We start from the raw sequence: 24,219 nt of genomic DNA, 5'->3' as shown, positions 1-24,219 counted from the left end.
ACGATTTCATTTGATCACCAGGAGTCATGTCATGGCCAAGCGCAAGACAATCGCCCTGGCACTCGGTAGTGGTGGTGCTCGGGGTTATGCCCACATCGGTGTTATCGAAGAAGTGCTGGCGCGCGGCTACGACATACGCGCCATCTCTGGATGCTCGATGGGCGCGCTGGTCGGGGGTGTCTATGCCGCTGGTCAGCTCGACGCCTATCGTGATTGGGTGTGCGAGCTGGATTATTTTGATGTGCTGCGGCTGATAGATGTCACCTGGAGCCCGATGGGCGCCATTCGGGCCCGCCGTATCATGGATGAGCTGGAAGCCTTGATTGGTGATATCCGCATTGAGGATTTACCGATTGCGGTCACGACAGTGGCCACTGACCTGATTGCGCAGAAGGAAGTGTGGTTCCAGAGCGGCAACCTGCTTGAGGCGATTCGTGCCTCCATCGCCGTACCGGGAGTGATCACGCCGGTGCAGCGTGATCGCAAGGTGCTAGTGGATGGTGGCCTGATGAATCCGTTACCGATCACGCCGTTGGTCGCCGCGCATGTGGATCTGGTGCTGGCGGTGAACGCCACTGCGCACTCGCCGCGCAATCAGACGCTTGAGCAGATGCTGCCGCCGGCCGAGGCCGCTGAAGAAGAAGCGCGTGAAGCCGCGCTGGAAGCGCGTGGTGGTGGCTTCAATAGCTGGCTGAGCGGTATTCGTCGTAGTGCCGAGCGCATGTTCAGTGCTGAGAAAGACCAGGAGTCGGAAGAGAATTCTCCCACGCACGCCAGTCCGATTGGCGGGGTGCCGCTGCCTCCGGGGGGCGCTGCGCGTACGCAGCTTGATGCCATGCAGGCACCAGATGAGGCAGCAAGTCGCGCCACGGTCGCGGTACCTGCCGGTGAGACGCTTAACGATGCATTGCATAAAGCAGTCAGTGATGAGCGTACCAGCGCCCAGCATGAAGCCTTTGAGGGGACTGCTGCAGAAGGGGGGGCGGCAAAGAGCTCGTCAGCCAAGAAGGCGATCTTTGAGCATCCGTGGAGTGCGCCAGCCGCCTCCAATGAGCTGCAAGTGGGGGATGAGCAAAATGGTGGCTCGCATCAAGCTGAGGAGAACGCACCAGAACTGGCCTGGGGCAAGCTTGACATGATGATGCGTTCTTTCGACATCACTCAAGCGACGCTGGCCAAATACAAGATTGCTGGTTATCCGCCAGACATCCTGGTCGAGATACCCAAGACGGTCTGTGGTGCCTATGAGTTCCATCGTGCCGAGGGCCTGATCAAGCTTGGAAGGCATCTCGCTGCTGAAGCGTTGGATCGCTATGAGAAGGGCATGGACGGTTAGTGTGTTTCGTACCTGAAGAAGTAAAACAAAAAGACCCCGCCAATTGGCGGGGTCTTTTTGTTTCTGACACTTGGTTTGCGTCACTTTAGCGCGTAGTACGAAAGACGCTTAGCCCTTGATCCACTTGTCGAAGATGGCGGCCTGCTCGCCGGTGCCTTGCATCTGGGTCAGCCACTGATCGACATAGGCCTTCCAGATGTTATCGCCCAGCGGCAGCAGATAGCCTTTCTGGGAGAAGGTGAAGGGTGATTCAGGATGTACGCTACACAGTTCGGGATGGCGGCTGGCCTGTAACTGGGTTTCGATGGCATCCGTCACCATTACGTCGGCGCGATTCTCGATGATGTTGTTGAAGATGGTGCGATTGTCGCCGTGCGCTACGCGTGTGGCCTCGCTGAGGAATTCGTTGGCGAAGCGTTCGTTGGTGCCGCCGGGATTGACGGTGATGCGCACGTCAGGGCGGTTGATCTGATCGACGGTCTGATACTTCTTGACGTCATCACAGCGCACGATGGGTGTCTTGCCGCCGGTTTGATATGGCAGGCTGAAATAGGCCTGCGCCTGACGGTCAAGCTTGACCGAAATGCCGGACATCGCGATATCGCATTTGCCGGAAGTGAAGTCTTCCATCAGCGTTGGCCAGCTGGTCGCCACCGTTTCGACGCTAGCGCCAAGATGCTTGGCCAGTGAGGCAGCCATGTCGATGTCGATACCTTCAAACTCGCCGTTATCTTCACGATGACTGAAGGGCGCGTAGTCACCCGTAGTGCAGACTTTCAGTACTTGGCTTTTTTGTACGCTGGCCAGTGTGCTATCAGCGAGCGCATCGCTGGCGTTGGCCGGCGATGCGCTCAGTGCCAGCACCAATGTCGCGGCTGAGACGCTGGTAAGGGCGGCGGTCAATGGTGTGAAGCGTGAGGTATCACGAGCCATGTGTTCAGCGTTGGGTGTCATCGGGGTGTTCCCTTGTCGTTATGGTGGCAGGCTCTTTATAGAGCCTTTTCTAGAGTCCTGCGCCTGTCAGCATCAGTCCAGCAGCGTGTCGCGGCCCTTGCTGCGTAACAATACATAAACTGCGCCGCTGCCGCCGTCCAGTTCGAGCGATGAGGTAAAAGCCAATACGTCGGGCCACTGCCGCAGCCAGGTGTTGACGTGACTCTTGATCACCGGATAGTCGGCCATGCCGGTCCATGCCTTGCCATGCACCACCAGCACGCAGCGCGAGCGGCGTGCGATGGCATCATCGATAAAGGATTCGAGCTCGATACGCGCTTGTTCCAGCGTGTAGCCGTGCAGGTCCAGTCCAGCCTCCCAGGGGATCTCGCCGCGTTTCAAACGTTGGCGCTGGCGATAGGGTAGATCGACGACGGAGAAATCCAGCAGCTGGCTAGGTGTGACGGGTTCTACGTGACCATCCGTCGTGCGCGAGGGTGCACTTAGGCTGTCAGGATTGGCTTCACTGGCCGCAGCACGCCGGGCGGCGAGACGTGCCTGCTCCTCACTGCTGACCGGTTTGCGGCCGGGGTCAGCGCGATTGGTGGTGATCCTGCGTACACCGGCCTGCTTGAGGGCGGCGCGGAAGGCGCTGATATCGTCGCCGTTATCCGTGCTGTCGTCGTGTCGGGGTGGCATGGCGGGGCTCCGCAGGCAATAAATGACAAGGCGCGCAGTATAGCGTGCCTGTTGTCACTGTGAAGATCTTGCGTGCGCCCCTTGGCGAGCTGGCCGGACGTCAAGGGTCGCCGCCACGCTTCGTGAACGCTACAATGCCCACGCGATGCGCAGCTCGGTGAATTGTCGTGACTGCGCGCGTTGTCTCTGTCCGCTTACAGGAATCACCGTGTCCACATCTTCCGCGTCCGACCTGCGCCATCCTTCCAGTCTCAGTGAGCCGGATTCCCGTCTCGTTGAGGAGCTGGTGACACTGCGCGACCTGATTCGCTGGGCCACCAGTGAGTTCCACGCGCATCGCCTACACTTTGCCCATGGCACCGATTCTGCCTGGGACGAGGCCGTCGCGCTGGTACTGGGCGCGCTGCATCTGCCGTGGGATACGGACCCATCGGTGATTGATGCCCGTCTGTTGACGCTGGAGCGTACGCGCATCGTGGCGCTGGTACGTGAGCGCATTACCACCCGCAAGCCGTTGCCGTATCTATTGGGCGAAGCCTTCTTCACCGGCGTGCCGTTTGATGTCGATGAGCGCGTGCTGATTCCGCGCTCGCCCATTGCTGAATTGATCGAGGGTGGTTTCGAGCACTGGTTCCCGGAGCTGCCACCGTCACGCGTGCTGGATCTGTGCACGGGGTCGGGTTGCATTGGTATCGCCACGGCGCTGGTCATGCCGACTGCTGAGGTAGACCTGGTCGATATCAGCACGGACGCGTTGGAAGTCGCGCGCAGCAATATCGAGCGTCATGACGTGGCGGGCCGTGTGATCGCGGTGCAGTCGGATCTGTTTGCCGGTGTCGCTGGCAAGCGTTACGACCTGATCGTCTCCAATCCGCCGTATGTGGATACCTTCGATCTGGCCAACATGCCGCGCGAATTCGGCCATGAGCCATCATTGGCACTGGGTGCCGGTGATGATGGCCTCGATATCGTGCGCCGTATCCTGCGTGAAGCGCGCGACTATCTGACCGACGATGGCGTGCTGATTGTCGAGGTGGGCAACTCCGAGCGTCATCTGGTCGAGGCGTACCCGGATGTTCCCTTCTTGTGGCTCGAGTTCGAGCGTGGCGGCAACGGTGTCTTTGCCCTTGATGCTCAGACGCTTGAGATCTGTGCCCCGGAATTTGCGTAACCGTTCGCGCTTGTCGTCATAGCGCTTCATTACCCATACCAGACAGCCGTCGGTCATGACCGGCGGCATCGCCTGAGGACCCCCTGAATGTCCGGAAATACCTTCGGCAAGCTGTTCACTGTCACTACCTTCGGCGAAAGCCACGGCCCGGCGCTGGGCGCCATTGTCGACGGTTGTCCGCCGGGCATCGAGATCTGCGAGGCAGACCTGCAGATCGACCTTGATCGCCGTCGTCCTGGTACTTCGCGCCATACGACCCAGCGTCGTGAGCCGGACCAGGTGCGTATCCTGTCGGGTGTTTTCGAGGGCCGCACCACGGGCACCTCGATTGGTCTGCTGATTGAGAATACTGATCAGCGCTCCAAGGACTACGGCAAGATCAAGGACCAGTTCCGTCCGGCCCACGCCGACTACACCTATCACCACAAGTACGGCGAGCGCGATTATCGTGGTGGTGGCCGTAGCTCGGCGCGTGAAACCGCGATGCGTGTCGCAGCGGGAGCGATTGCCAAGAAGTACTTGGCGACCCAAGGCGTGCAGGTGCGCGGTTATCTGTCTCAGCTCGGCCCGATTGAGCTTGAGGTCAAGGACTGGTCGCTGGTCGACACCAACCCGTTCTTCTGTGGCGATGCTGCCCGCCTTGAAGAGCTGGAGCAGTACATGGACGCGCTGCGCAAGGAAGGCGATTCCGTGGGTGCCAAGGTGACGGTCGAAGCGACGGGCGTGCCGGTGGGGCTCGGTGAGCCGGTATTTGATCGCATTGATGCAGAGCTCGCGCATGGCCTGATGAGCATCAATGCCGTCAAGGGTGTCGAGATCGGTGACGGCTTCGCTGTCGTCAGCCAGAAAGGCACCGAGCATCGTGACGAGATGACGCCGCAAGGTTTCCTCTCCAATCATGCCGGTGGCGTGCTGGGTGGTATTACCAGCGGCCAGACGATTCGTGCCAGCATTGCGCTCAAGCCGACGTCCAGTCTGCGCTTGCCGGGCCGCAGCATCGACGTCAATGGCGAGGCGGTCGAGGTGATCACCACTGGCCGTCATGATCCGTGTGTCGGCATTCGCGCGACGCCGATTGCCGAGGCGATGGTGGCGCTGACACTGATGGACCACCTGCTACGGCATCGTGCCCAGAATGCTGACGTCAAGGTTGAGACGCCGGTACTGCGCGAGGCCTGATCGACGCGTCGAGCAGCCGCTCAGTCGATAGCAGAGCGCCAGTCATATACACCTGACGCCCCGTCATTGGACTGATCCTTGTGATCAGCTCGATGGCGGGGCGTTTTACGTGAGGCGTGCAGGTGTGGCGCCCGGACTGATGTAACGTGCGAACTGTGTGCTGAGCGGCAGCGCTGCTAGACTCGAAAAGCACGCATGCGAGTGACCCCACACGCCACGGCGCTCGCTGGGGACCAACACAAGGAATCCTGCCATGAAAATCAACGTTGAGTTCGACCTCACTCCTCAGGAATTTCGTCAGGCGATGGGCCTGCCAGATGTGGAAGCTTTTCAGCAGGAATTGATGGAGCGCTTTCGTCGTCAGATGGAAGCCGGTGTTGAAGGTTATGACCCTATGAGTTTGCTCAAGCCGCTGATGACGCCGGGAGCAGGTACCCCCTTTGCCAAATTCATGCCGCCGGGGATGGCCGATAGTATGGGTGCAATGGGAGGCACTGCAGGAATGGGTCCGCAGGGGAGTGCCGGTAGCCAGGGCGGCTCTTCAAGCGAGATGGGGGAGAGCATGGCGCAGGGCATGGCGACGTTTAATCAGTATCAGAAGATGATGCTCGATACGTTGCATCAATTTGGTCAGCAGAGTGCCGAGGCGGATAGCGACGGCCAACAGAAGGCAACAAAGACTGCAGATGCCAAGCGTGATGCTGCTGCCGATAAGCCGGACAGTGGTGCTTCCGCGAGTGCGCGTTCACGCAGCAAGAAAAGCTAAATGACAACGGCTTGGCAGGGGCATCAAGGAGTAAAAGCAACGTGCAATTACGGTCATGGGATTGCAACCGCTTTCGGGGCAGACTAGTCTTTGTGCAGTGCAGCATAAAGCTGCGCTTCGCAGGTGGCGCAGAGTGTTTGCGCGTATCTCCGGTACGGAATCCATGGGAGGAACCGTCATGCAGCAGGATCAAATGTTCAATGCCTTTACCGAGCAGGCCCGCAGCTTTTACCAGCCGATGCGCAAGTTCAATGCGTTGATGCTCGACCAGATGAGCAAGGTTGCCGAGTATCAGATGGATGCTGCCAAGCGCTACACCGAGACCGGTATCGAGCGCGCCCGTGCTGCCACTGAAGTCAAGGATGCAGAGGGGCTTGGCGAGTTCAGCAATCGTCAGCTGGAAACGGTGACCGAGCTATCTCAGCAGATGATGGATGATTCCATGAAGCTGGCTGAGATGGGTAACGAGATGCGTACCCAGCTCGAACATGCCTACTCTGATGCTGGCAAGCAGGGGGCGGGTAGCTTCGGTGGCGCCGGCAACTCCGGCACCGGCAAATCTGCTTCTGCAGGGTCTGCCGCTACCAGCGCGCCCGCTAGCAGCAAGCCGGCCAGCGCTAGTAGCCGTGCCAAGCAGGGCTGATATATTCGAAAGGCTGGCGCCCGCGTCAGCCTTTTTTTATGCCGCGTTCAGGGATTGCCTCCGCGACAGGTACGGGCGCATGCTGAAAGTGTCATGCTGCGAGTCGCGTTCGGGGTTTTGCTAAGGTATCGCCAAAATGTATTAGCCCGTTTTGCCAGCGTGTTCGAATGGGCCATCGCCTGATTCGAGCGTATTGGAAAGCGGACTGCCATGTTCAACATGGTGAGTCATGGCGTGCCTTCGATGATCATGAAGGTGTGCAGTCACAGTGCAGGTCGCCAATGATGGCAACCGGCCAGCATGTTTGGCCCCTGCACTGTCACGGGACGGAAGGATTCGGTTCGATTCGATTGAATAGCGCATGTCGGCATTCGTCCGACAGCCATGCTTCGATAGCCAATGACAAGGAGGAAGGGCGATATGCACTCGGCCCAGCAGCAGGCGTTCACTCAGGCCTTTTCCAGCCTGTTTCCCGAGGGCGCTGACAGTGGCGAATGGACCAGTGTGGTCCAGGAAGCCAGCGCTCAATATCAGGCACTGATGAGTGACATGCTGGAGCGGTTATGGCCCAGCGCCGCCGCCTCCACCATCTACGATGAGATGGGCAGTTGCTTCAAGGCCGGTGCTGAAGCACTGGCACGTGATCCGCAGCTATTGATGTCGACTCAGTCTCGCTTGTTCCAGGACCAGGTGGCTCTGCTGCAAGGCACGCTACGCGAGATGAGCGGCGAGACCGTAGAGCCAGTGATTTCGCCTGCGCGCTCCGACCGTCGCTTTCGTGATGAGGCGTGGCAGAACGAGCCCTATTACCACTTCCTCGTACAGCAATACCTGCTGTTCTCGCGTGCCGTCAACGAGATGCTGGATGGCATTCAAGGCCTACCGGCCGAGAAGAAGCGCAATCTTGAGTTCTATGCGCGCCAGTATGTCAGTGCCTTCTCGCCCTCCAACTTCGCTTCTACCAACCCGGAAGTGCAGCGCGCCACGCGCGAAACAGGTGGGCAGAATCTGATCGACGGCCTTAAGCGGCTGCGTGATGACCTGGCCAACTCCGCCGAAGGCATTAATGTCGCGATGACCGACACCGAAGCCTTCCGTCTGGGCGACAATATCGCCGTGACGCCGGGTGATGTCATCTTCGAGAACGAACTGATTCAGTTGATTCAATATCGCCCGGCGACCGAAAAGGCCTTCACCACGCCGCTATTGGTTGTGCCGCCGTGGATCAACAAGTACTACATTCTCGATCTGCGTCAGGACAACTCGATGGTGCGCTGGCTGGTCGAGCAAGGCCACAGCGTGTTCCTGATCTCCTGGCGCAATCCCGGGCCTGAGCAGAGCGATCTCACCTGGGCCGATTACATGCAGATGGGGCCGCTTGCCGCGATGGATGCCATCGAGCAGGCCACCGGCGAGAAGCAGACCAACATACTCTCCTATTGCATCGGCGGTACGCTGACGGCCAGTACGCTGGCGTATCTTGCTGCCGAAGGTCAGGCGGAACGGGTGCGCTCGGTCAGCTATATGGCCACGCTGCAGGACTTCTCCGATCCCGGTGAAATCGGTGTCTTCCTCAACGAGCCGGTGCTGCAAGGGCTAGAGAAACAGATGGAGAAGGACGGCTATCTGGATGGCCGCGTGATGGCGTTCTCTTTCAATCTGCTGCGTGAGAATGATCTTTTCTGGTCGTTCTATGTCGCCAACTACCTCAAGGGCGAAGCGCCGACGGCGTTTGATCTGCTGTACTGGAATACCGATGGCACCAACCTGCCGGCCGGTACGCACGCATGGTATCTGCGTCACATGTATCTGGAAAACCGCCTGATTCAGCCCGGTGGTATCGAGCTGGATGGCGTGGCGATTGACCTCTCGCAGATTGAGACACCGTGTTACTGGGTCTCGGCACGCGAAGATCACATTGCCAAGTGGCAGACCACCTACACCGGCACTCAGCTGCCGAAAGCCTCCATCAAGCGCTTCGTGCTGGGCGGCTCTGGGCATATCGCCGGTATCGTCAATCCGCCGCACAAGAACAAGTACGGCTATGTCACCAATGACAGCTTGCCTGCCTCTGCGGATGCCTGGCTTGAAGGCGGGGAAGACCACGAAGGCTCGTGGTGGAATGACTGGCAGTCCTGGATGACGGACAACGGCTTCGTGGATCCCAAGAAGCAAGTTGCGGCCCGTGTGCCGGGTAAAGGCAAGCTTGCGGTGATCGAAGAAGCACCGGGTCGTTACGTCCGTCAGACCATTCCTGAAGTATTGGGTCAGGCGGTACCGAAAGAAGTCACCAGTGCTGTTGAGGCTCAACTCAAGGGTGTGCGCGACGTGCAGCAGACGGTCGAGAAGACCATGACTGACGCGGTCAAGCAGGCTACGCTGCCGCTGGATGACGTGGTGGCAGCGATGGCGGGTAATGCCACCAAACACAAGGCTTCCGCTACCAAGACATCGACTGCCAAGCCAGCAGCATCGAAGGCTGCACCTGCTGCTGATACAGCGAGCACCACGAAAACTGAAGGCAAGCCAACACCGCGCAAGCGGGCGGCTGCCAAGACTGTTGCTCCCCAGCCAGCAGCGCCCAAGCCGACCACGGAAGCGGCTGACGGTAATTCTGCATCTGCCAGCACTGCCAAAGGCACTACGGCAGCGGCAAAACCAGCGGCCTCAAACACGGCAAAAAGCGGCACTACGGCAGCGGCAAAGCCAGCGGCCTCAAGCACGGCAAAAAGTGGTACTGCGACTGGCAGCACAGACAAAGCGCCGGCCGCGAAAAAGCCCACCGCACCGCGCAAGACTGCGGCGAGCACGGGCACTTCAAGTAAAACCACTGCAAGCAAGAGCACTGCTGCAAGCAAGCCCGCTGCCAGTAAAACAGCCACCAGCACAGCCAAAACTGCAAGCAGCAAAGACAACACCAGCGAAGCTCCCAAGCCTCGCCGTGGCCGTCCCTCCAACGCCAGCAAAGCCGCCGCCACCAAGACAGCGGAAGAGGCCAAGAAGGACGACGCCAAGCCTGCGGCCAGTAAAACAGATGATTCGTCTAGCGGAACGAAGGGGCCTGCTAAGAGCTGAAATCTGATTTTATGGTAATGATATAATAAGCCAGTTCTATATAGGAACTGGCTTTTTTCTCATGGGTTGGCATTATATGAAAAAATATTTAGGCAGGTTTTATAAAGTAGAGCAGTTGCCACATCTGATGTGTGCTACTTCGCTGGTTGTTCTTATCTTTAGTGAGATGCAGTTTGAGCTATATGAGCCTCTAAAAGGGACGCTGATTGGTAATATTTTAGTAAATGAAGCTGCGCCTAGAATTGCTGCAGGTCTTTCGCTGAGCATAGTTTCGGCATACCTTTTTTATCTCATTGTTGATGTTGTGCCTAGGAAGAGAAGGCAGAGGCAAACCTTAGATGTTCTTAATTTTCTTCTCTCTTCCGTACTCCATTCATACGATAATTGCCATATTTTTGGCCATTCTATAGCTATAAATAGAATAGAATCATATGCATCTAATGAGGAGCGGCTCTCAGATACAATGGAGAACTTAAAATGTTTAAAATCGGTAACGGATGAGCAGGCTGAAAAGCTAGTATGCGCAATGCAAACTGCAGATTCCAGATCTTCAGATTTTAACCAAGCATTAGTATTAGCAGTTAATTTGTCGCCTGTATATGCTCTTCAGTGGCTCGTCATTACCGATAAGGTTAAATTGCTTGCTAGTTATTATGGAAGAGATCCTTATGCGCTAAGACAGGAGTTGGATGAGGATGTGACGGATGAATATTTATTGGATAATTATAGGTCTAGCATTTGTTTGCACTTTCTTGAGTTTGTAGAAGAGGTCGTTGTTTGGAGAAAAATGGTTGTTAGTTAATTTTATTTATTGTTAATTTAATTGGTTTTACCTCGACGCCGCATCCCTTGCCCCTTCCAGCAGCTCGATCATGGCGCTGGCGGCGTTCGAGAGGGTGCGGTTGTTGTGATAGAGGTAGCCGAGTTGGCGTTCGATAGGGCGGTGGTCGATGGGCAGGATTTCGATATCATCGTCGATCATGCTTTCCGGCAGTACGCTCCAGCCAAGACCGATGGCGACCATCATCTTGAGGGTCTCGAGATAGTTGGTGGACATCGAGACTTCGACTGACAGGCCATCGCGGGCGAAGGTGTCGATGACGATGCCACGAGTGAAGGTCAGGTGGCCCGGCAGCACGGCGTCATGCTCTGAAAGTGCTGACAGCGGCAATGCCTTATGACCTGCCAGCGGGTGATCGCGTCCGCAGACGAAGCGCATCTGGTCCAGCCATACCGGCACGACTGTCAGGTTGGGGTCACGATGCGGCGCCAGCGTGACGACTGCCAGTTCAAGCTCCCCATCCAGTACACCTTGATAGGCCTGCTCCGAATCCAGAAAGCGCATATCCATGCGTACCTCTGAATGAGCGAGCGTGAAGGCCTTCAATAGCGGCGGTAGGCGATGCAGCCCCACGTGATGACTGGTCGCCATCGTCAGGCTGCCTTTTACCTCCCCCGACAGATTCCTCAATGCTCGCCGCGTGTCATCGTGCATCACGAGAATGGCGCGTGCCCGCGGCAGCAGGATATTGCCCGCCTCGGTGAGCGTGACGCGACGCCCGATACGGTCAAACAGACGTGCGCCGTGCAGCTGCTCCAGGACGGCAATACGCTTGGAGACCGCAGGCTGCGTCAGGTGCAGCTGCTCCGCGGCCAGCGAGAAGGACGCCGCTTCGGCCACGGCCACAAAAGCCTGTAAAGAGGGTGTGTCCATGACGAAGCGCTATCCTTGTTGATATCGGGTCGCCGCTCGACTTCGTGAGAAGCTGCCAGCACGTTGACGCGGAAGTGATTGGTATTCCTGAAAGGAATCCAAAGCATAAAAAAGATGAATTGGTTTTATGCTACCGCGACGCGTACTCTGAATCCATACCAGACGGGGCTGAACGTCGGAGTGAACGCTTTCTTTCACGCGTGACCCTTCGCCCGCCACGTCGCCATCAGCACTGGACGACACACCCTCATCAAGGGGCCGTTACGAGCCCCGAGGCAGCAAAAAGCGCCGCACCGCGTGCGCAACGAGGAGACCTGACACATGGCCAGCCAGACCCTTTATGACAAGTTGTGGGACCAGCACTTGGTCAAGCAACGTGAAGACGGCACTGCACTTATCTATATCGACCGTCACCTGCTGCACGAAGTGACGTCGCCGCAGGCATTCGAAGGGCTGCGTCTGGCCGGTCGTAAGCCGTGGCGTCTGGATGCCAACCTGGCAACGCCGGACCACAACGTTCCGACCTCTTTCAAGGAGCGTGCTGCCGGTATCGCGGGTATCGAGGATGAAACCTCACGTATTCAGGTGCAGACCCTCGACGATAACTGCAACAGCTTCAATATCGAGCAGTTCACCATCAATGATGCGCGTCAGGGCATCGTGCACGTCGTCGGACCGGAGCAGGGCGCAACCTTGCCGGGCATGACCGTGGTGTGTGGCGATTCTCACACTGCCACCCACGGTGCCTTTGCGGCACTCGCGCATGGTATTGGTACTTCCGAGGTTGAGCATGTGCTTGCCACCCAGTGCCTGATCCAGCGCAAGATGAAGAACATGCTGGTGCGCGTCGATGGTCGTCTTGGCACCGGTGTCACCGCCAAGGATGTCGTGTTGGCCATCATCGGTGAAATCGGCACGGCCGGCGGTACTGGTTACGCGATTGAATTCGGCGGTTCCGCGATCAGTGACATCTCGATGGAAGGTCGCATGACCATCTGCAACATGGCGATTGAGGCTGGTGCACGCGTGGGTCTGGTGGGTGTCGATGACATCACCATCAACTATCTGCGCGATCGCCCGTATGCACCGACCACCGCACAGTGGGACGCAGCCGTCGCTGACTGGCGCGAGCTGACCTCCGATGCTGATGCCGCGTTCGACAAGGTGGTCGTGCTCAAGGCCGAAGATATCGAGCCGCAGGTCACCTGGGGCACCAGCCCGGAGCAGGTCACCAGCATTCACGGTGTCGTACCGGACCCGGCCGCCGTCAGCGATGAGACTGAAGCACGTGGCATCGTGCGTGCACTCGAATACATGGGCCTCAGCGCTCAGCAGAAGATCACCGATATCAAGCTGGATCGCGTCTTCATCGGCTCTTGCACCAACTCGCGTATCGAAGACTTGCGTGAAGCGGCGCGCGTTGCCGAAGGCCGCACCGTGGCGGCCAGCCTCAAGCAGGCGATGGTGGTGCCGGGTTCTGGCCTGGTGAAGGCGCAGGCGGAAGCCGAAGGGCTGCACGAGATCTTCCTTGCGGCAGGCTTTGAATGGCGCGAGCCGGGCTGCTCCATGTGTCTGGCGATGAACGCCGACAAGTTGGGTGCCGGTGAGCATTGTGCTTCGACTTCCAACCGTAACTTTGAAGGTCGTCAGGGCTTCGGTGGGCGCACGCATCTCGTTAGCCCCGCCATGGCCGCTGCGGCCGCGATTGCCGGTCACTTCGTTGATGTTCGTGACTTCGCCCCCATTCCTACTTCCAACACCAACGCAGCCTAAGGAGGCCCGACATGGAAAAGTTCATTCGCCAGCAGGGCCTCGTGGCACCGCTCGATCGTGCTAACGTCGACACTGACTTGATCATTCCCAAGCAGTTTCTGAAGTCGATCAAGCGTACCGGTTTTGGCCCGAATCTCTTCGATGAGCTGCGTTATCTCGATGAAGGTTATATCGGTCAGGACGTCAGCAAGCGTCCGCTGAACACCGAATTCGTGCTCAACCAGCCGCGTTATGCTGGTGCAAGCGTACTGCTCGCGCGTCGCAACTTCGGCTGTGGCTCCTCGCGTGAACACGCCCCGTGGGCGCTGACTGATTTTGGTTTCCGCGTGGTCATCGCGCCGAGCTTCGCCGATATCTTCTACAACAACTCGTTCAAGAATGGCCTGTTGTTGATCACCCTGGATGAGGCGACGATTGAGCGTCTGTTCACGGAAGCCGCGGCGGTGGAAGGCTATCGGCTTGATGTCGATCTCGCCGCACAGACGGTCAATACGCCGGCAGGGGAAGCGATTGCCTTTGAGGTGGATGGTTTCCGCAAGCATTGCCTGATGGAAGGCCTCGATGATATCGGCCTGACCCTCAAGGATCAGGACGCCATCGACAGCTTCGAGGCGCGTCACCGCACTGAACGCCCGTGGTTGTTCCGCGATGGCCAGCCGGTCTGATTGCCAGCGTATTCTTGTCATGACTCGCCGCTATCATATGCGGCGAGTCCCGTTTTAATTCTGGCGGTGAACCGTCAGTGTTGCCGGAGGTTTCCGGCCCAAGGAGTTCCAGATGAGCCGCAATATCCTGATCCTGCCTGGCGATGGCATTGGCCCGGAAATTACTGCTGAAGCAGTCAAGATTCTGGAAGCTGCGCGTGACGGCGGTCTGGACGTCGCTCTGACTGAAGGCAAGGTCGGCGGCGCCGGTTATGACGCGGCCGGTCATCCACTGCCCCCCGCGACACTGGATGCCGCCAAGGCGGCTGACGCCATTCTGCTTGGCGCTGTCGGTGGCCCGAAGTGGGACAAGATCGAAGACATCTCGCTGCGTCCGGAGCGTGGTCTGCTGGGGTTGCGCAAGGAGCTTGAGCTCTTCGCCAACCTGCGTCCGGCGATTCTCTACCCGCAGCTGGCCGAGGCCTCAAGCCTCAAGCCGGAAGTGGTCTCTGGCCTCGACATCATGATCGTGCGCGAGCTGACCGGCGGCATCTATTTCGGCCAGCCGCGCGGCATCGAGACGCGTGACGGCCAGCGTGTCGGCTACAACACTTACGTCTACTCCGAGTCAGAGATCGAGCGGATCGGGCGCACTGCCTTTGAGTTGGCGCAGAAGCGCAACAAGAAGCTGTGCAGTGTCGACAAGGCCAACGTGCTGGAAGTTACCATGTTGTGGCGTGAGGTGATGGAGCGCATCGCTGCGGACTATCCCGATGTCGAGCTGACTCACATGTACGTCGATAATGCCGCCATGCAGCTGGTACGCGCGCCGAAGCAGTTTGACGTGATGGTGACGGGCAACATGTTCGGCGACATCCTGTCGGATGAGGCCTCCATGCTGACCGGTTCCATTGGCATGCTGCCGTCCGCGTCACTGAATGCGGATGGCAAAGGCATGTACGAGCCGTGTCATGGCAGCGCGCCGGATATCGCGGGGCAGGGCATCGCCAACCCACTGGCGACCATCCTCTCTGTTGCGATGATGCTGCGTTACACCTTCAATGAAACAGCGTGGGCCGAACGTATCGAGAAGGCGGTCGGAGTGGTGCTGGATGAAGGCCTGCGCACGGCTGATATCGCTTATGCCGGGACGCGCAAGGTAAGCACCTCCGAGATGGGGGACGCTGTGCTGGCGGCTTTCAAGGCACAGCTCTGATCACGAATGGCAGTCATTGAGGAGCATGGCGTGCGTCGTCATGCTCCCATTTCAGGGCCTACGGCTGGAGCGCCGATTCGTTCAACAACGCCTGAAATCTAAAGAGGCGGGACGGGTGTGCTCGCAGTGGGTCATCTTGCAGATGATGGAGTGTGATACCTCTCATCAGGCTGCACATGAACAAGGAGAATAAGCATGTTGAAGGTCGGATTCGTTGGATGGCGTGGCATGGTCGGTTCTGTGCTGATGCAGCGCATGCGTGACGACAATGATTTTGCGGGCATCGAGCCGGTATTCTTTTCCACCTCTCAGGTCGGTCAGCCCGGTCCTGATGTCGGTACTCCGGTGCCTGCGTTACAAGATGCGACCGATATCGCGTCTCTGAAGGCGCTGGATGTCATCGTGACCTGTCAGGGAGGCGATTACACCAAGCAGGTCTTTGGTCCGCTTCGCGCGGCTGGCTGGAAGGGCGATTGGATTGATGCAGCATCTACCCTGCGCATGGATAAAGACGCGGTGCTAGTGCTGGACCCCGTCAACCGCCATGTCATTGATCAGAAGATTGGCGCGGGTGCTAACACCTTCGTCGGCGGTAACTGCACCGTCAGTCTGATGCTGATGGGGCTGGGCGGCCTGTTTGAAGCTGGCATGATCGAGTGGATGACCTCCATGAGCTATCAGGCAGCGTCCGGCAGCGGTGCGCGCCATATGCGTGAGCTGCTGACTCAGATGGGCCAGCTCAACGGCAGTGTGGCTACTGAGCTTGCGGACCCGGCCAGTGCGATTCTGGATATTGATCGCAAGGTGACGGCTACCATGCGCGGCGATGATTTCGCGACTCAGCAATTCGGTGCACCACTGGCTGGCTCACTGTTGCCGTGGATCGATTCCGAGATGGAGTCTGGTCAGACCCGTGAAGAGTGGAAAGCGGGCGTCGAAGCCAACAAGATTCTCGACAGCCAAGGCAATCCGATCGTGATCGATGGCCTGTGTGTGCGTATCGGTGCGATGCGCTCTCACTCCCAGGCGTTCACCATCAAACTCAAGCAGGATGTGCCGCTGGATGAGATCGAAGACCGCATCGCCAAGCACAATGATTGGGTCAAGGTGGTTGCCAACACCAAGGAAGACAGCATCAAGCATCTGACGCCTGCTGCTGCGACTGGCACGTTGACAGTGCCGGTCGGTCGTCTGCGCAAGCTGGCGATGGGCGGTGAATACCTGTCCGCCTTCAGTGTGGGTGATCAGTTGTTGTGGGGGGCTGCAGAGCCGCTCAAGCGCATGCTGGGCATCCTGCGTGAGCATCGCGGCGCCTGATGGCACCCGCGCTGGCATAGCGCATCGCAGAGCTTCCGGGTTCTCGATGATTCAACGATAAACACGACGCCCTCGGTTCTCACTAGAATCGGGGGCGCCGTGTTTTTCACATGCATGGCGGTTAATGTGCCAAGATGATTGTCAATTTACGCATCAAAGCATGACTATTTTCATGCTTTGTAAGCACTTTTTTTGTGATTTTGACTGCTGCTTTTCATGCATGATGGCGAGTATTAGTTTTTTGTGGGTATTGTTACAAAGGTGTCGGCGAACTGGTCACTCGAGATGCCCCGCCTGTTCGGCCTGTTCTCGAATCCCACTGGGCCAGCAGCGTTGAAACTTTGCCGGTGTCAGAAGCGTCTTCTCCAATTCTCGAAGCGGACTCTCTGGTATCTTGTATGTAAGAATACGTAACATAATGAGCAGACCGAGCAATGATTCGGTCGCATACGAAGGGACACTCAATGGGACGCAAGCTTCCTCTCGCACTGGCGGTCTCGTTCGCCGTCTTCAGTGCACAGGCCTTGGCAGTCGGCATGGAATCGCCACGGTTGCGTTCAAATCTGAACCAGCCGCTCGATGCACGTATCGGCCTGACGGATACCTCGGGTCTTGACGCAAGCCTGATCAAGGCCAATGTGTCTGACGCCGCCTCTTTCACGCGTGCTGGAGTCGATCGCAGCTATGTCAGCGACGACGTCAAGGTCACCGTCAAACGTCAAGGCAGCCGTTACTATCTTCAGCTGACAACCAATGGGGCAGTACGTGAACCCTATGTCGACCTGTTGCTGGATGTTGAGTGGCCCAATGGCAAGCTGCAACGCCAAGTGACGTTGCTGTTTGATCCGGCGGGTTATTCGAGTCAACCGTCATTGGTGGCTGCAGCGGGTGCGCGCTCGCGTCCTCTGGCGACCAATGACTCGACACCGACGCGTTCGGTGGTCTTCCGTGATAATGGTCAGTCTGGCCAGTCAGGGGCACCAACACGCAGCACCTCTTCAAACAGTTCTTCTGGCACATCTCCGTCGAGTATCAAGGTGCGTAGCGGTGATTCGCTATGGACGATTGCCCGCCGCGTGCGCCCGGACGCCAGTGTCAGCATTCGCCAGGCGATGCTGGCCATTCAGGCGGCCAATGAAGACGCGTTCCCCGGCGGTAATATCAACAAGCTGCGGGCAGGGGCCGTGTTGAAGGTGCCAGATCGCGACGCCATGCTGGGTCGCTCGCGTAGTACTGCTGACCGTGAGATTCGCGAGCAATATCAGAAGTGGGTTGCGGGTGCCCAGGGCAAGACGATTCCGGCACCCGTTGGCAAGGCGGCTAGTGCCTCCTCTGCTACTGGCGGCAAGGCTGATGCCGCTTCATCGACCGCAGCCAAGGCTAATACCCAAGGGCCGGCCACTGCCGGTGCTGATGGCAAGCCACGTCTGACGCTGATCGATGAAGACAACAGCAAGTCGAGCAGTGCCGCTGGCAAGGCTCAAGTCTCGGTGGGCAGTCAGCAAGCCATTGATGAGCTATCCGATCGTCTTGAATCGCTGGAAGATCAGTTGCTGACCAATCAGCAGCGTCTCGATCAGCTCGAGAAAGAGCGTGATGACTTGCGCGGTGAAGTTGCATCTCTGCGCAGTGAAGTTGGGCAGCTGCGCGCTTCGCTGTCAGAGCGCACAGAACAGTTGGAAACTGCCAAGATGCTGCTGGCCAAGCAGAACCGTCTGCTCGTCAACAGTGGCATTACGCCGCTGACGCTGCCGGAGAGTCTGGTCGCAGCAGGCGTTGATCTGGGGCAGCCACGTGATGGTGAGGGTAATCTGGTACTGCCGGAGCAGCCGTGGCCGCAGGCGACCTGGAAATGGCTGCAGGATAACCTGGTCATTGTGGGAGGCATCGTTGGCGCCGGGCTGTTGCTGCTATTGCTATTGATGCGTCGACGCTCCAGTCCGAAAGGTGATGAAGGCATGAGCTTTGCCGATGCCGTGCGTAGCAAGGATGAACCTGCAATGGATAATGCGCGGGCATTCCCGGATACCTTTGCGGCGTCATCCGTTGCTGCACAGCGCGACACGCAGTCCACGGATAAAGTGTCTTCTTCGGCGCGTCGTGGCTCTCATAACATCGAGCCACTTTCACAGCCTGAATCTGCTGTTATCAGTGAGGCGGACATCTTTATCGCCTACGGGCGCTTTGATCAGGCTCAGGCACTGCTGGAAGCCGGTTTGGCAGAAGACTCTGCACGTCAGGACCTGCGTTTGAAGCTGATGGGCGTACATGGCGAGCTGGGCAATGTTGATGGGCTGCATCTCGAAGGCGAGCAGGTCATGGCGGCTGGAAGCGAAGAAGAGCGCGAGGAAGCTCAAGGACTGATGAGTCGCTACAGCAACGTTGGTAGCGCATTGCGCGCTGTGGCGGGTGGTGCGATGAGTCAGTCGGGCCGCAAGGTGTCGCATCTCTCCGGTGTTGTGAATCAATCTCCCCAGTTCGCGCCCCCGGAGTCGAGTGGCGATACACCCGCAGTGGATGCCGATGAGCTCGAAAATGCAGGAGAGAGCGACGGTCTTGACAATTCGGATGCTGACTGTGCTACTGACGGCCATGTCGAGGAAGATCAGGGGGTGGCATTCGAGTCGGGTCTTGCAGGGGCTAATGCCGAACAGAGTAAGCCGGCACATGACTCAAGCACCTTCAGTGACAATGTCATTGATTATCAGGCACCCGAACTGACCTTGAATACATCAGACGCTCCGGCTGTGACTTCCATGCCTGAAAAAGCCGATGGTGAGCTCAGAGGTGAATCGGTTGAATTTACCTCTCTGCATGTAGGTAGTGATGTCGAAGAGGATTCAGTCTCGTCACAAGAGATGGGCTCAAACGATGAGTTGCCGTCGCTGGACAGCATGACGATCGAGGAAGTTGAGGTGCCGCGTCGCGATATCTCAGAATTCGAGGTCGAGGAAGTGGCGTTCGAGTCTGGGGATCTGGATAATGCCGGCTATTCCTCTGCTGACATGGCAGAGACAGGGGCTGGCGCCCAGGATGCCAAAGCTTTCCAGCAATTAGAGGAAGCCCGTCAGTTGCTAGTGGATGGTGATGATGAACAGGCTGCAGCGTTGCTTGAACCTCTCGCATCTGCCAGTGATGAGATGATCCGTGAAGAGGCGCTAGCGTTGATGGAGCGCTTTGGTCTGACCTAATGCCCTTTTTTACACCGCTGGATGATAATGAAAAACGCCCAGGGCGCATTGCTCTGGGCATTGAATATGATGGCACTCGCTATTGTGGTTGGCAGCGTCTGAGCCATGCACCTTCGGTGCAGGAATCTCTCGAGAAGGCGCTGTCGAAGGTGGCGTCGACCCCCATTACGGTGCATTGCAGTGGCCGCACCGACTCTGGTGTGCATGCCGTGCGTCAGGTTGTGCATTTCGATACCCCTGTAGGCCGTAGTCGCAAGGCGTGGCGCATGGGGGGGAATGTCAATCTTCCTCCCGATATCGGGATTCATTGGGCCGTGCCGGTGCCCGGTGATTTCCACGCTCGTTTCAGCGCTATTGCGCGGCGCTACCGCTATATGATCATCAACCAGCCTTTTCGGCCGGTGATGGAGCGTCACAATGTCACCTGGTGTCGTGAGTCGTTGGATGTCTCGGCCATGCAGGCTGCCGCCGCCCATCTGGTCGGTGAGCTCGATTTTTCCGCGTTTCGTGCAGCAGGGTGCCAGTCGCGCTCTCCGCGTCGTCACGTGCACTTCATCGAAGTCAGCCGTCACGGGCATATGGTGATGATTGATCTGCAGGCCAATGCTTTCCTGCATCACATGGTACGTAACATCGCGGGCACCTTGATGGCCATCGGGCGGGGTGAGAAACCGGTTGAGTGGATTGTCGAGCTGATGCGTGGTGGTGATCGCACGCGCTCAAGCGCGACGGCATCGGCCAGTGGTTTGCACTTCGTTGATGTTATCTATCCGCCACGCTATCAGTTACCTAAAGAGCCGCTGGGCCCTGGGTTGGTGGCGCATCTGGGCGAGTGGACCGGCGAGCGGCCGTTGCCCGATTGCCCGATGGCGCGTTCTCGCATTGCACGTGCTGAAGCGGAGGGTGCCGAAGAGGCACGGGCCGCGGGCCAGCTAAGCGAGATCGAGGCGATCCGCATGGCTGATGCCGCGCGTGAAGCCGAGCGCATCAGTCGCGAGCACGAACAGGCCATTCCTGCCGCAGGCACCTCTGTGACAGGCACTTCTGTGGCAAGCAATCCTGCGACAGACAGTCCTGCGACAGATGTCTTGTAGACGAATCACGTTGAGCGGAGAAGAGTGCATGACCGATACGATGTCCTCGGGGAATCGCCGTACGCGCATCAAGATCTGTGGTCTGACGCGTGAGCAGGATATTGCCGCTGCCGTGGCTGCTGGCGCCGATGCACTGGGCTTCGTGCTGTGGGCGGGGAGCAAGCGCGCAGTGAATGTTGCACGCCTGGCTGAGCTGTCGCGCCATGTTCCGGCCTTCGTGACGCGTGTCGGCCTGTTTGTGGACGCCAATGAGACTGAGGTTATCGCCGCTGCGCCTTATCTCGATCTTTTGCAGTTTCATGGTAATGAAACGCCTGAGATGTGCCGTGCGTTCGGTCGTCCGTATATCAAGGCGTTGCGCATGCGCGATGGAATTGATCTGGCAGCAGAGGTGTTGCGTTACCACGATGCGCGAGGAATATTACTGGATGCCTATCGTCCAGGCGTGCCTGGCGGTACTGGCGAGACGTTTGATTGGTCGCGAATTCCTGCAGGGCTACCTCTGCCGGTGATACTGGCAGGTGGGCTTGAAGCACACAATGTGGCCACTGCAGTGGAACAGGTGACACCTTACGCGGTCGATGTCTCTGGTGGCGTCGAGTCTGCGCCCGGTGAAAAGGATGTTGAGCGTATGCAGGCATTCTGTCGTGAAGTGCTTTCTCGCATCTGAGCGCACGCTTGTCGCGGAGTCGCTGCAACGCTCAATTGGTATCTCGCACTACCCGCAGGGGGGGCGAAACCGCTACAATGATTCCCAGAATTTGGAAATTGGCCGTACGACCAATGGGTTGCACGGACTTTTTCTTTGGCGCTGCCCTGTGATGGCAGCTGCCCGCCATATTGTCGAAGGCGTTATTGCCCGAGAATATGTGCCAACTCGCATGGCCGCCGGCACTTGCCGAGCGGTGCCCAGAACAGCAGCAAAACGGAAGCCTCCCCACCATGAGCTGGCTTGACAAGATTGTGCCGTCAATGAGCCGTATCCAACGCAAGGATCGGCGCACCTCCATTCCTGATGGCCTGTGGCGTAAATGCCCCAAGTGCGAAGCAGTCCAGTACCTGCCGGAGCTGACCAAGCACGACAACGTCTGCCCGAAGTGTGACCACCATCTGCGTCTCACTGCGCGTGCGCGTTTGTCCTGGTTCCTGGACAGCGAAGGTCGCGAGGAAATCGCGGCAGATCTCGAGCCGGTCGATCGTCTCAAGTTCCGCGATTCCAAGAAGTACAAGGACCGCCTGAGCGCTGCCCAGAAGCAGACCGAAGAGAAGGACGCGCTGATTGCCATGCGTGGTTCCCTCGAAGGTCAGCCGCTGATCGCGGTGGCCTTCGAGTTTGGCTTCATGGGTGGCTCCATGGGGGCCATCGTCGGCGAGAAATTCGTGCGTGCGGCAGAGCTGGCGCTGGCCGAGAATGTCCCGCTGGTGTGCTTCGCGGCCTCTGGTGGCGCGCGCATGCAGGAAGCGCTGTTCTCTCTGATGCAGATGGCCAAGACAGCGGCTGCGCTCGAGAAGCTCAAGCAGGCGGGCGTCCCCTACATCAGCGTGCTGACAGACCCGGTCTTCGGTGGTGTATCAGCGTCGCTTGCGATGCTGGGCGACTTGAACGTCGCTGAGCCGAATGCTCTTATCGGCTTTGCCGGTCCGCGTGTCATCGAGCAGACCGTGCGTGAGAAGCTGCCGGAAGGCTTCCAGCGCTCCGAGTTCCTGCTTGAGCATGGCGCTGTCGACATGATCATCCATCGCCGTGACATGCGTGAGCGCTTGTCCAGTATTCTGCTTAAGTTGCAGGGCATGCCGATGGTCAAGGTAGATGAGGCTGCCACTGAAGCACCGCAAGTCACCGAGGAATCTGTTGCGGCTGCGGCAGACGTCGTCGAAGGTGATGTCGTCAAGGAAGAGCCACGCTCTGCGGTGGAAAGTGTGCTCGACGAGACGTTCTCAAGCGAACAGCCGAAAGGCGAGCGTCGCGATGGCTGAGCAGGGCACCGCCCCGGCAGGCTGCAGTGCGTCTGATGCACTGCAGCCGCTCAGCCTCTCTTCTCTGCATGCCGCCGTGCCTCGTGGCCTCACACTGGCCCAATGGTTGACACGTCTTGAGTGTCAGCACCCTGTCAGCATTGATATGGGCTTGTCTCGCGTGCAATGCGTTGCGAGACGACTTGGACTTGTCGGCCCTGATGCCCGCCGCCTTGGCGGGCGTGTCATTACCGTTGCTGGTACGAATGGCAAGGGGTCCACGGTGGCCATGCTTGATGCATTGGGTCGCGCGCATGGCCTGACCACGGCCACTTATACCTCTCCCCATCTGCTTCACTACAACGAGCGCCTGTCCGTCAATGGCCAGAACGTGAGTGATGATGCGCTGATCACTGCCTTTGAGCAGATCGATTCAGCACGTCATGTCGATGAGGACGATGGTGAGGGCATCGTCAGCCTTACCTATTTTGAAGCCGGTACGCTTGCGGGGTTGTGGTTGATTGCTCAGCAACAGCCTGCGTTGGCGATTCTGGAAGTTGGCCTGGGCGGGCGGTTGGATGCCGTCAATATCATCGATTGCGATGTGGCAGTGATTACCACGGTGGCGCAAGACCATGCGGCTTTCCTGGGCACGGATCTTGAGAATATCGGTTTTGAGAAGGCCGGTATTCTGCGTGCTGGGCGCCCAGCAATCTTTGGTTCTGATTGTTTGCCTGCCAGCTGCACTGCACATGCGCAGACGCTCGCTGTGACACCCCAGGTGTTGTGGCAGGATTTCTGTTGGCAGTCAGCAGTAGGGCAGGCTGAAGGTACGAACAATGCGACACATGAAGCATTACCTGAAGCGCTGCGCTGGACATGGCAGCGTTTGATCTCACCGCAAATGACACTTGAAGCGCTGCCGGATCCTGGCTTGCCGCGAGATAACGCTGCTACGGCCTTGTCGGCATTGATGGAGGCGGGTGTGACGCTGGACGAGAGTGCGGTGCGTCATGCACTGGCGACCGTCAAGCTCAAGGGACGGATGCAATGGCTCACGCGTCATGCTCGTGAATGGTGTCTGGATGTCGGTCACAACCCGCATGCCGCTGCCTATCTGTCGCAGCGCTTGGCAGCGCGCGATCAGCGCAGCGGTCGTGACGCAGCCACGCAGCCACGTTGGGCACTATTGGCCATGCTGGGTGACAAGGACGCGCACGGTGTCATTGAGGCATTGGCGCCCGTGGTGGACGGTTTTGTCGTGGCGACACTGGAGGGCGAACGCAGCCGATTGGCCAGTGAGCTGGCATCGGTCGTGCGCGCGAGTGGCGGTAGGGTGCTTGCTGAGTGTGACACCGTCAGCGCTGCTGCCCAGTGGCTAGTCGAAGATGCGATCGTCGGTGAGGTGTTGGTGTGTGGCTCATTCTTCACGGTAGGCGAAGCATTGACGTGGCTCGAGGCTGACGTCTGATGTCAGGCAACCTTCGGGTCATGGAATCCGGGTGCAAGGAG

At 58.3% G+C, this 24,219-nt stretch carries 18 protein-coding genes and 1 pseudogene; 16 read left to right on the top strand and 3 right to left on the bottom strand.

Annotation, left to right across the window (positions count from 1 at the left end):
- Positions 1 to 31 precede the first annotated feature (31 nt).
- Entirely contained in the window at positions 32 to 1,336 is a 1,305-nt protein-coding gene (locus CFN46_RS17685) for a patatin-like phospholipase family protein (protein ID WP_246116402.1), read from the top strand.
- A 108-nt stretch (positions 1,337 to 1,444) separates the two neighbouring features.
- On the opposite strand, the gene CFN46_RS01240 is transcribed toward CFN46_RS17685, so the two are convergent.
- Both CFN46_RS01240 and CFN46_RS01235 read right to left on the bottom strand, forming a co-directional pair.
- The gene (locus tag CFN46_RS01240; protein WP_217897768.1) at positions 1,445 to 2,290 is read right to left on the bottom strand and encodes a transporter substrate-binding domain-containing protein; all 846 of its coding nucleotides are present in this window, start codon (positions 2,288 to 2,290) and stop codon (positions 1,445 to 1,447) included.
- Between the two features lie 72 nt (positions 2,291 to 2,362).
- The gene (locus tag CFN46_RS01235; RefSeq protein WP_024950727.1) at positions 2,363 to 2,968 is read right to left on the bottom strand and encodes a Smr/MutS family protein; all 606 of its coding nucleotides are present in this window, start codon (positions 2,966 to 2,968) and stop codon (positions 2,363 to 2,365) included.
- Between the two features lie 208 nt (positions 2,969 to 3,176).
- Here CFN46_RS01235 and prmB point away from each other — a divergent pair, with 208 nt between their 5' ends.
- The 6 genes and pseudogenes from prmB (at position 3,177) to CFN46_RS01205 (ending at position 10,604) form a co-directional block, all read left to right on the top strand.
- The gene (gene prmB, locus CFN46_RS01230; protein ID WP_088742493.1) at positions 3,177 to 4,139 is read left to right on the top strand and encodes a 50S ribosomal protein L3 N(5)-glutamine methyltransferase; all 963 of its coding nucleotides are present in this window, start codon (positions 3,177 to 3,179) and stop codon (positions 4,137 to 4,139) included.
- An 87-nt stretch (positions 4,140 to 4,226) separates the two neighbouring features.
- Positions 4,227 to 5,318, top strand: coding sequence for a chorismate synthase (aroC, locus tag CFN46_RS01225; protein ID WP_088742492.1), 1,092 nt, complete (start codon positions 4,227 to 4,229; stop codon positions 5,316 to 5,318).
- A gap of 253 nt (positions 5,319 to 5,571) precedes the next feature.
- A complete protein-coding gene (locus tag CFN46_RS01220) occupies positions 5,572 to 6,084 on the top strand; it encodes a DUF6489 family protein (RefSeq protein ID WP_088742491.1) in 513 nt (170 codons plus the stop codon).
- Between the two features lie 178 nt (positions 6,085 to 6,262).
- A complete protein-coding gene (locus CFN46_RS01215) occupies positions 6,263 to 6,727 on the top strand; it encodes a phasin family protein (RefSeq protein ID WP_176426390.1) in 465 nt (154 codons plus the stop codon).
- A gap of 540 nt (positions 6,728 to 7,267) precedes the next feature.
- A pseudogene (gene phaC / locus CFN46_RS01210) lies at positions 7,268 to 8,998 on the top strand (class I poly(R)-hydroxyalkanoic acid synthase); the annotation flags it as partial.
- A gap of 865 nt (positions 8,999 to 9,863) precedes the next feature.
- Complete coding sequence (locus CFN46_RS01205) at positions 9,864 to 10,604, top strand: hypothetical protein (protein WP_088742488.1); 741 nt, start codon at positions 9,864 to 9,866, stop codon at positions 10,602 to 10,604.
- 27 nt (positions 10,605 to 10,631) lie between these two features.
- Here CFN46_RS01205 and CFN46_RS01200 read toward each other — a convergent pair whose 3' ends face one another.
- Positions 10,632 to 11,516: a LysR family transcriptional regulator gene (locus tag CFN46_RS01200; RefSeq protein WP_088742487.1), complete on the bottom strand. Its 885-nt coding sequence runs from the start codon at positions 11,514 to 11,516 to the stop codon at positions 10,632 to 10,634.
- 321 nt (positions 11,517 to 11,837) lie between these two features.
- On the opposite strand from CFN46_RS01200, the gene leuC reads away from it, so the two are divergent.
- From leuC to CFN46_RS01155, 9 genes are all read left to right on the top strand, one after another.
- Entirely contained in the window at positions 11,838 to 13,289 is a 1,452-nt protein-coding gene (leuC, locus tag CFN46_RS01195; RefSeq protein WP_088742486.1) for a 3-isopropylmalate dehydratase large subunit, read from the top strand.
- An 11-nt stretch (positions 13,290 to 13,300) separates the two neighbouring features.
- Positions 13,301 to 13,954, top strand: a complete 654-nt coding sequence (gene leuD / locus CFN46_RS01190; RefSeq protein WP_088742485.1) for a 3-isopropylmalate dehydratase small subunit — start codon at positions 13,301 to 13,303, stop codon at positions 13,952 to 13,954.
- 112 nt (positions 13,955 to 14,066) lie between these two features.
- Complete coding sequence (gene leuB / locus CFN46_RS01185) at positions 14,067 to 15,149, top strand: 3-isopropylmalate dehydrogenase (RefSeq protein ID WP_088742484.1); 1,083 nt, start codon at positions 14,067 to 14,069, stop codon at positions 15,147 to 15,149.
- Positions 15,150 to 15,344: 195 nt separating this feature from the next.
- On the top strand, positions 15,345 to 16,466 hold the full coding sequence (gene asd / locus CFN46_RS01180; RefSeq protein WP_088742483.1) for an aspartate-semialdehyde dehydrogenase: 1,122 nt from the start codon (positions 15,345 to 15,347) through the stop codon (positions 16,464 to 16,466).
- A gap of 464 nt (positions 16,467 to 16,930) precedes the next feature.
- A complete protein-coding gene (locus CFN46_RS01175; RefSeq protein ID WP_176426389.1) occupies positions 16,931 to 19,657 on the top strand; it encodes a FimV/HubP family polar landmark protein in 2,727 nt (908 codons plus the stop codon).
- Complete coding sequence (gene truA / locus CFN46_RS01170; protein WP_024950715.1) at positions 19,657 to 20,751, top strand: tRNA pseudouridine(38-40) synthase TruA; 1,095 nt, start codon at positions 19,657 to 19,659, stop codon at positions 20,749 to 20,751. The genes CFN46_RS01175 and truA overlap by 1 nt, the downstream gene beginning before the upstream one ends.
- A gap of 40 nt (positions 20,752 to 20,791) precedes the next feature.
- Positions 20,792 to 21,421: a phosphoribosylanthranilate isomerase gene (locus CFN46_RS01165; protein ID WP_024950714.1), complete on the top strand. Its 630-nt coding sequence runs from the start codon at positions 20,792 to 20,794 to the stop codon at positions 21,419 to 21,421.
- A gap of 272 nt (positions 21,422 to 21,693) precedes the next feature.
- On the top strand, positions 21,694 to 22,728 hold the full coding sequence (accD, locus tag CFN46_RS01160; protein WP_024950713.1) for an acetyl-CoA carboxylase, carboxyltransferase subunit beta: 1,035 nt from the start codon (positions 21,694 to 21,696) through the stop codon (positions 22,726 to 22,728).
- Positions 22,721 to 24,178, top strand: coding sequence for a folylpolyglutamate synthase/dihydrofolate synthase family protein (locus CFN46_RS01155; RefSeq protein WP_088742481.1), 1,458 nt, complete (start codon positions 22,721 to 22,723; stop codon positions 24,176 to 24,178). The genes accD and CFN46_RS01155 overlap by 8 nt, the downstream gene beginning before the upstream one ends.
- Positions 24,179 to 24,219: the final 41 nt, after the last annotated feature.

The sequence above is a fragment of the Cobetia sp. QF-1 genome, from assembly GCF_002213105.1.
In the GTDB taxonomy this organism is placed as follows: Bacteria; Pseudomonadota; Gammaproteobacteria; order Pseudomonadales; family Halomonadaceae; genus Cobetia; species Cobetia crustatorum.
The sequence above is the reverse complement of the archived record's forward strand: the minus strand, read 5'-3'. Positions and strand labels throughout refer to the sequence as shown.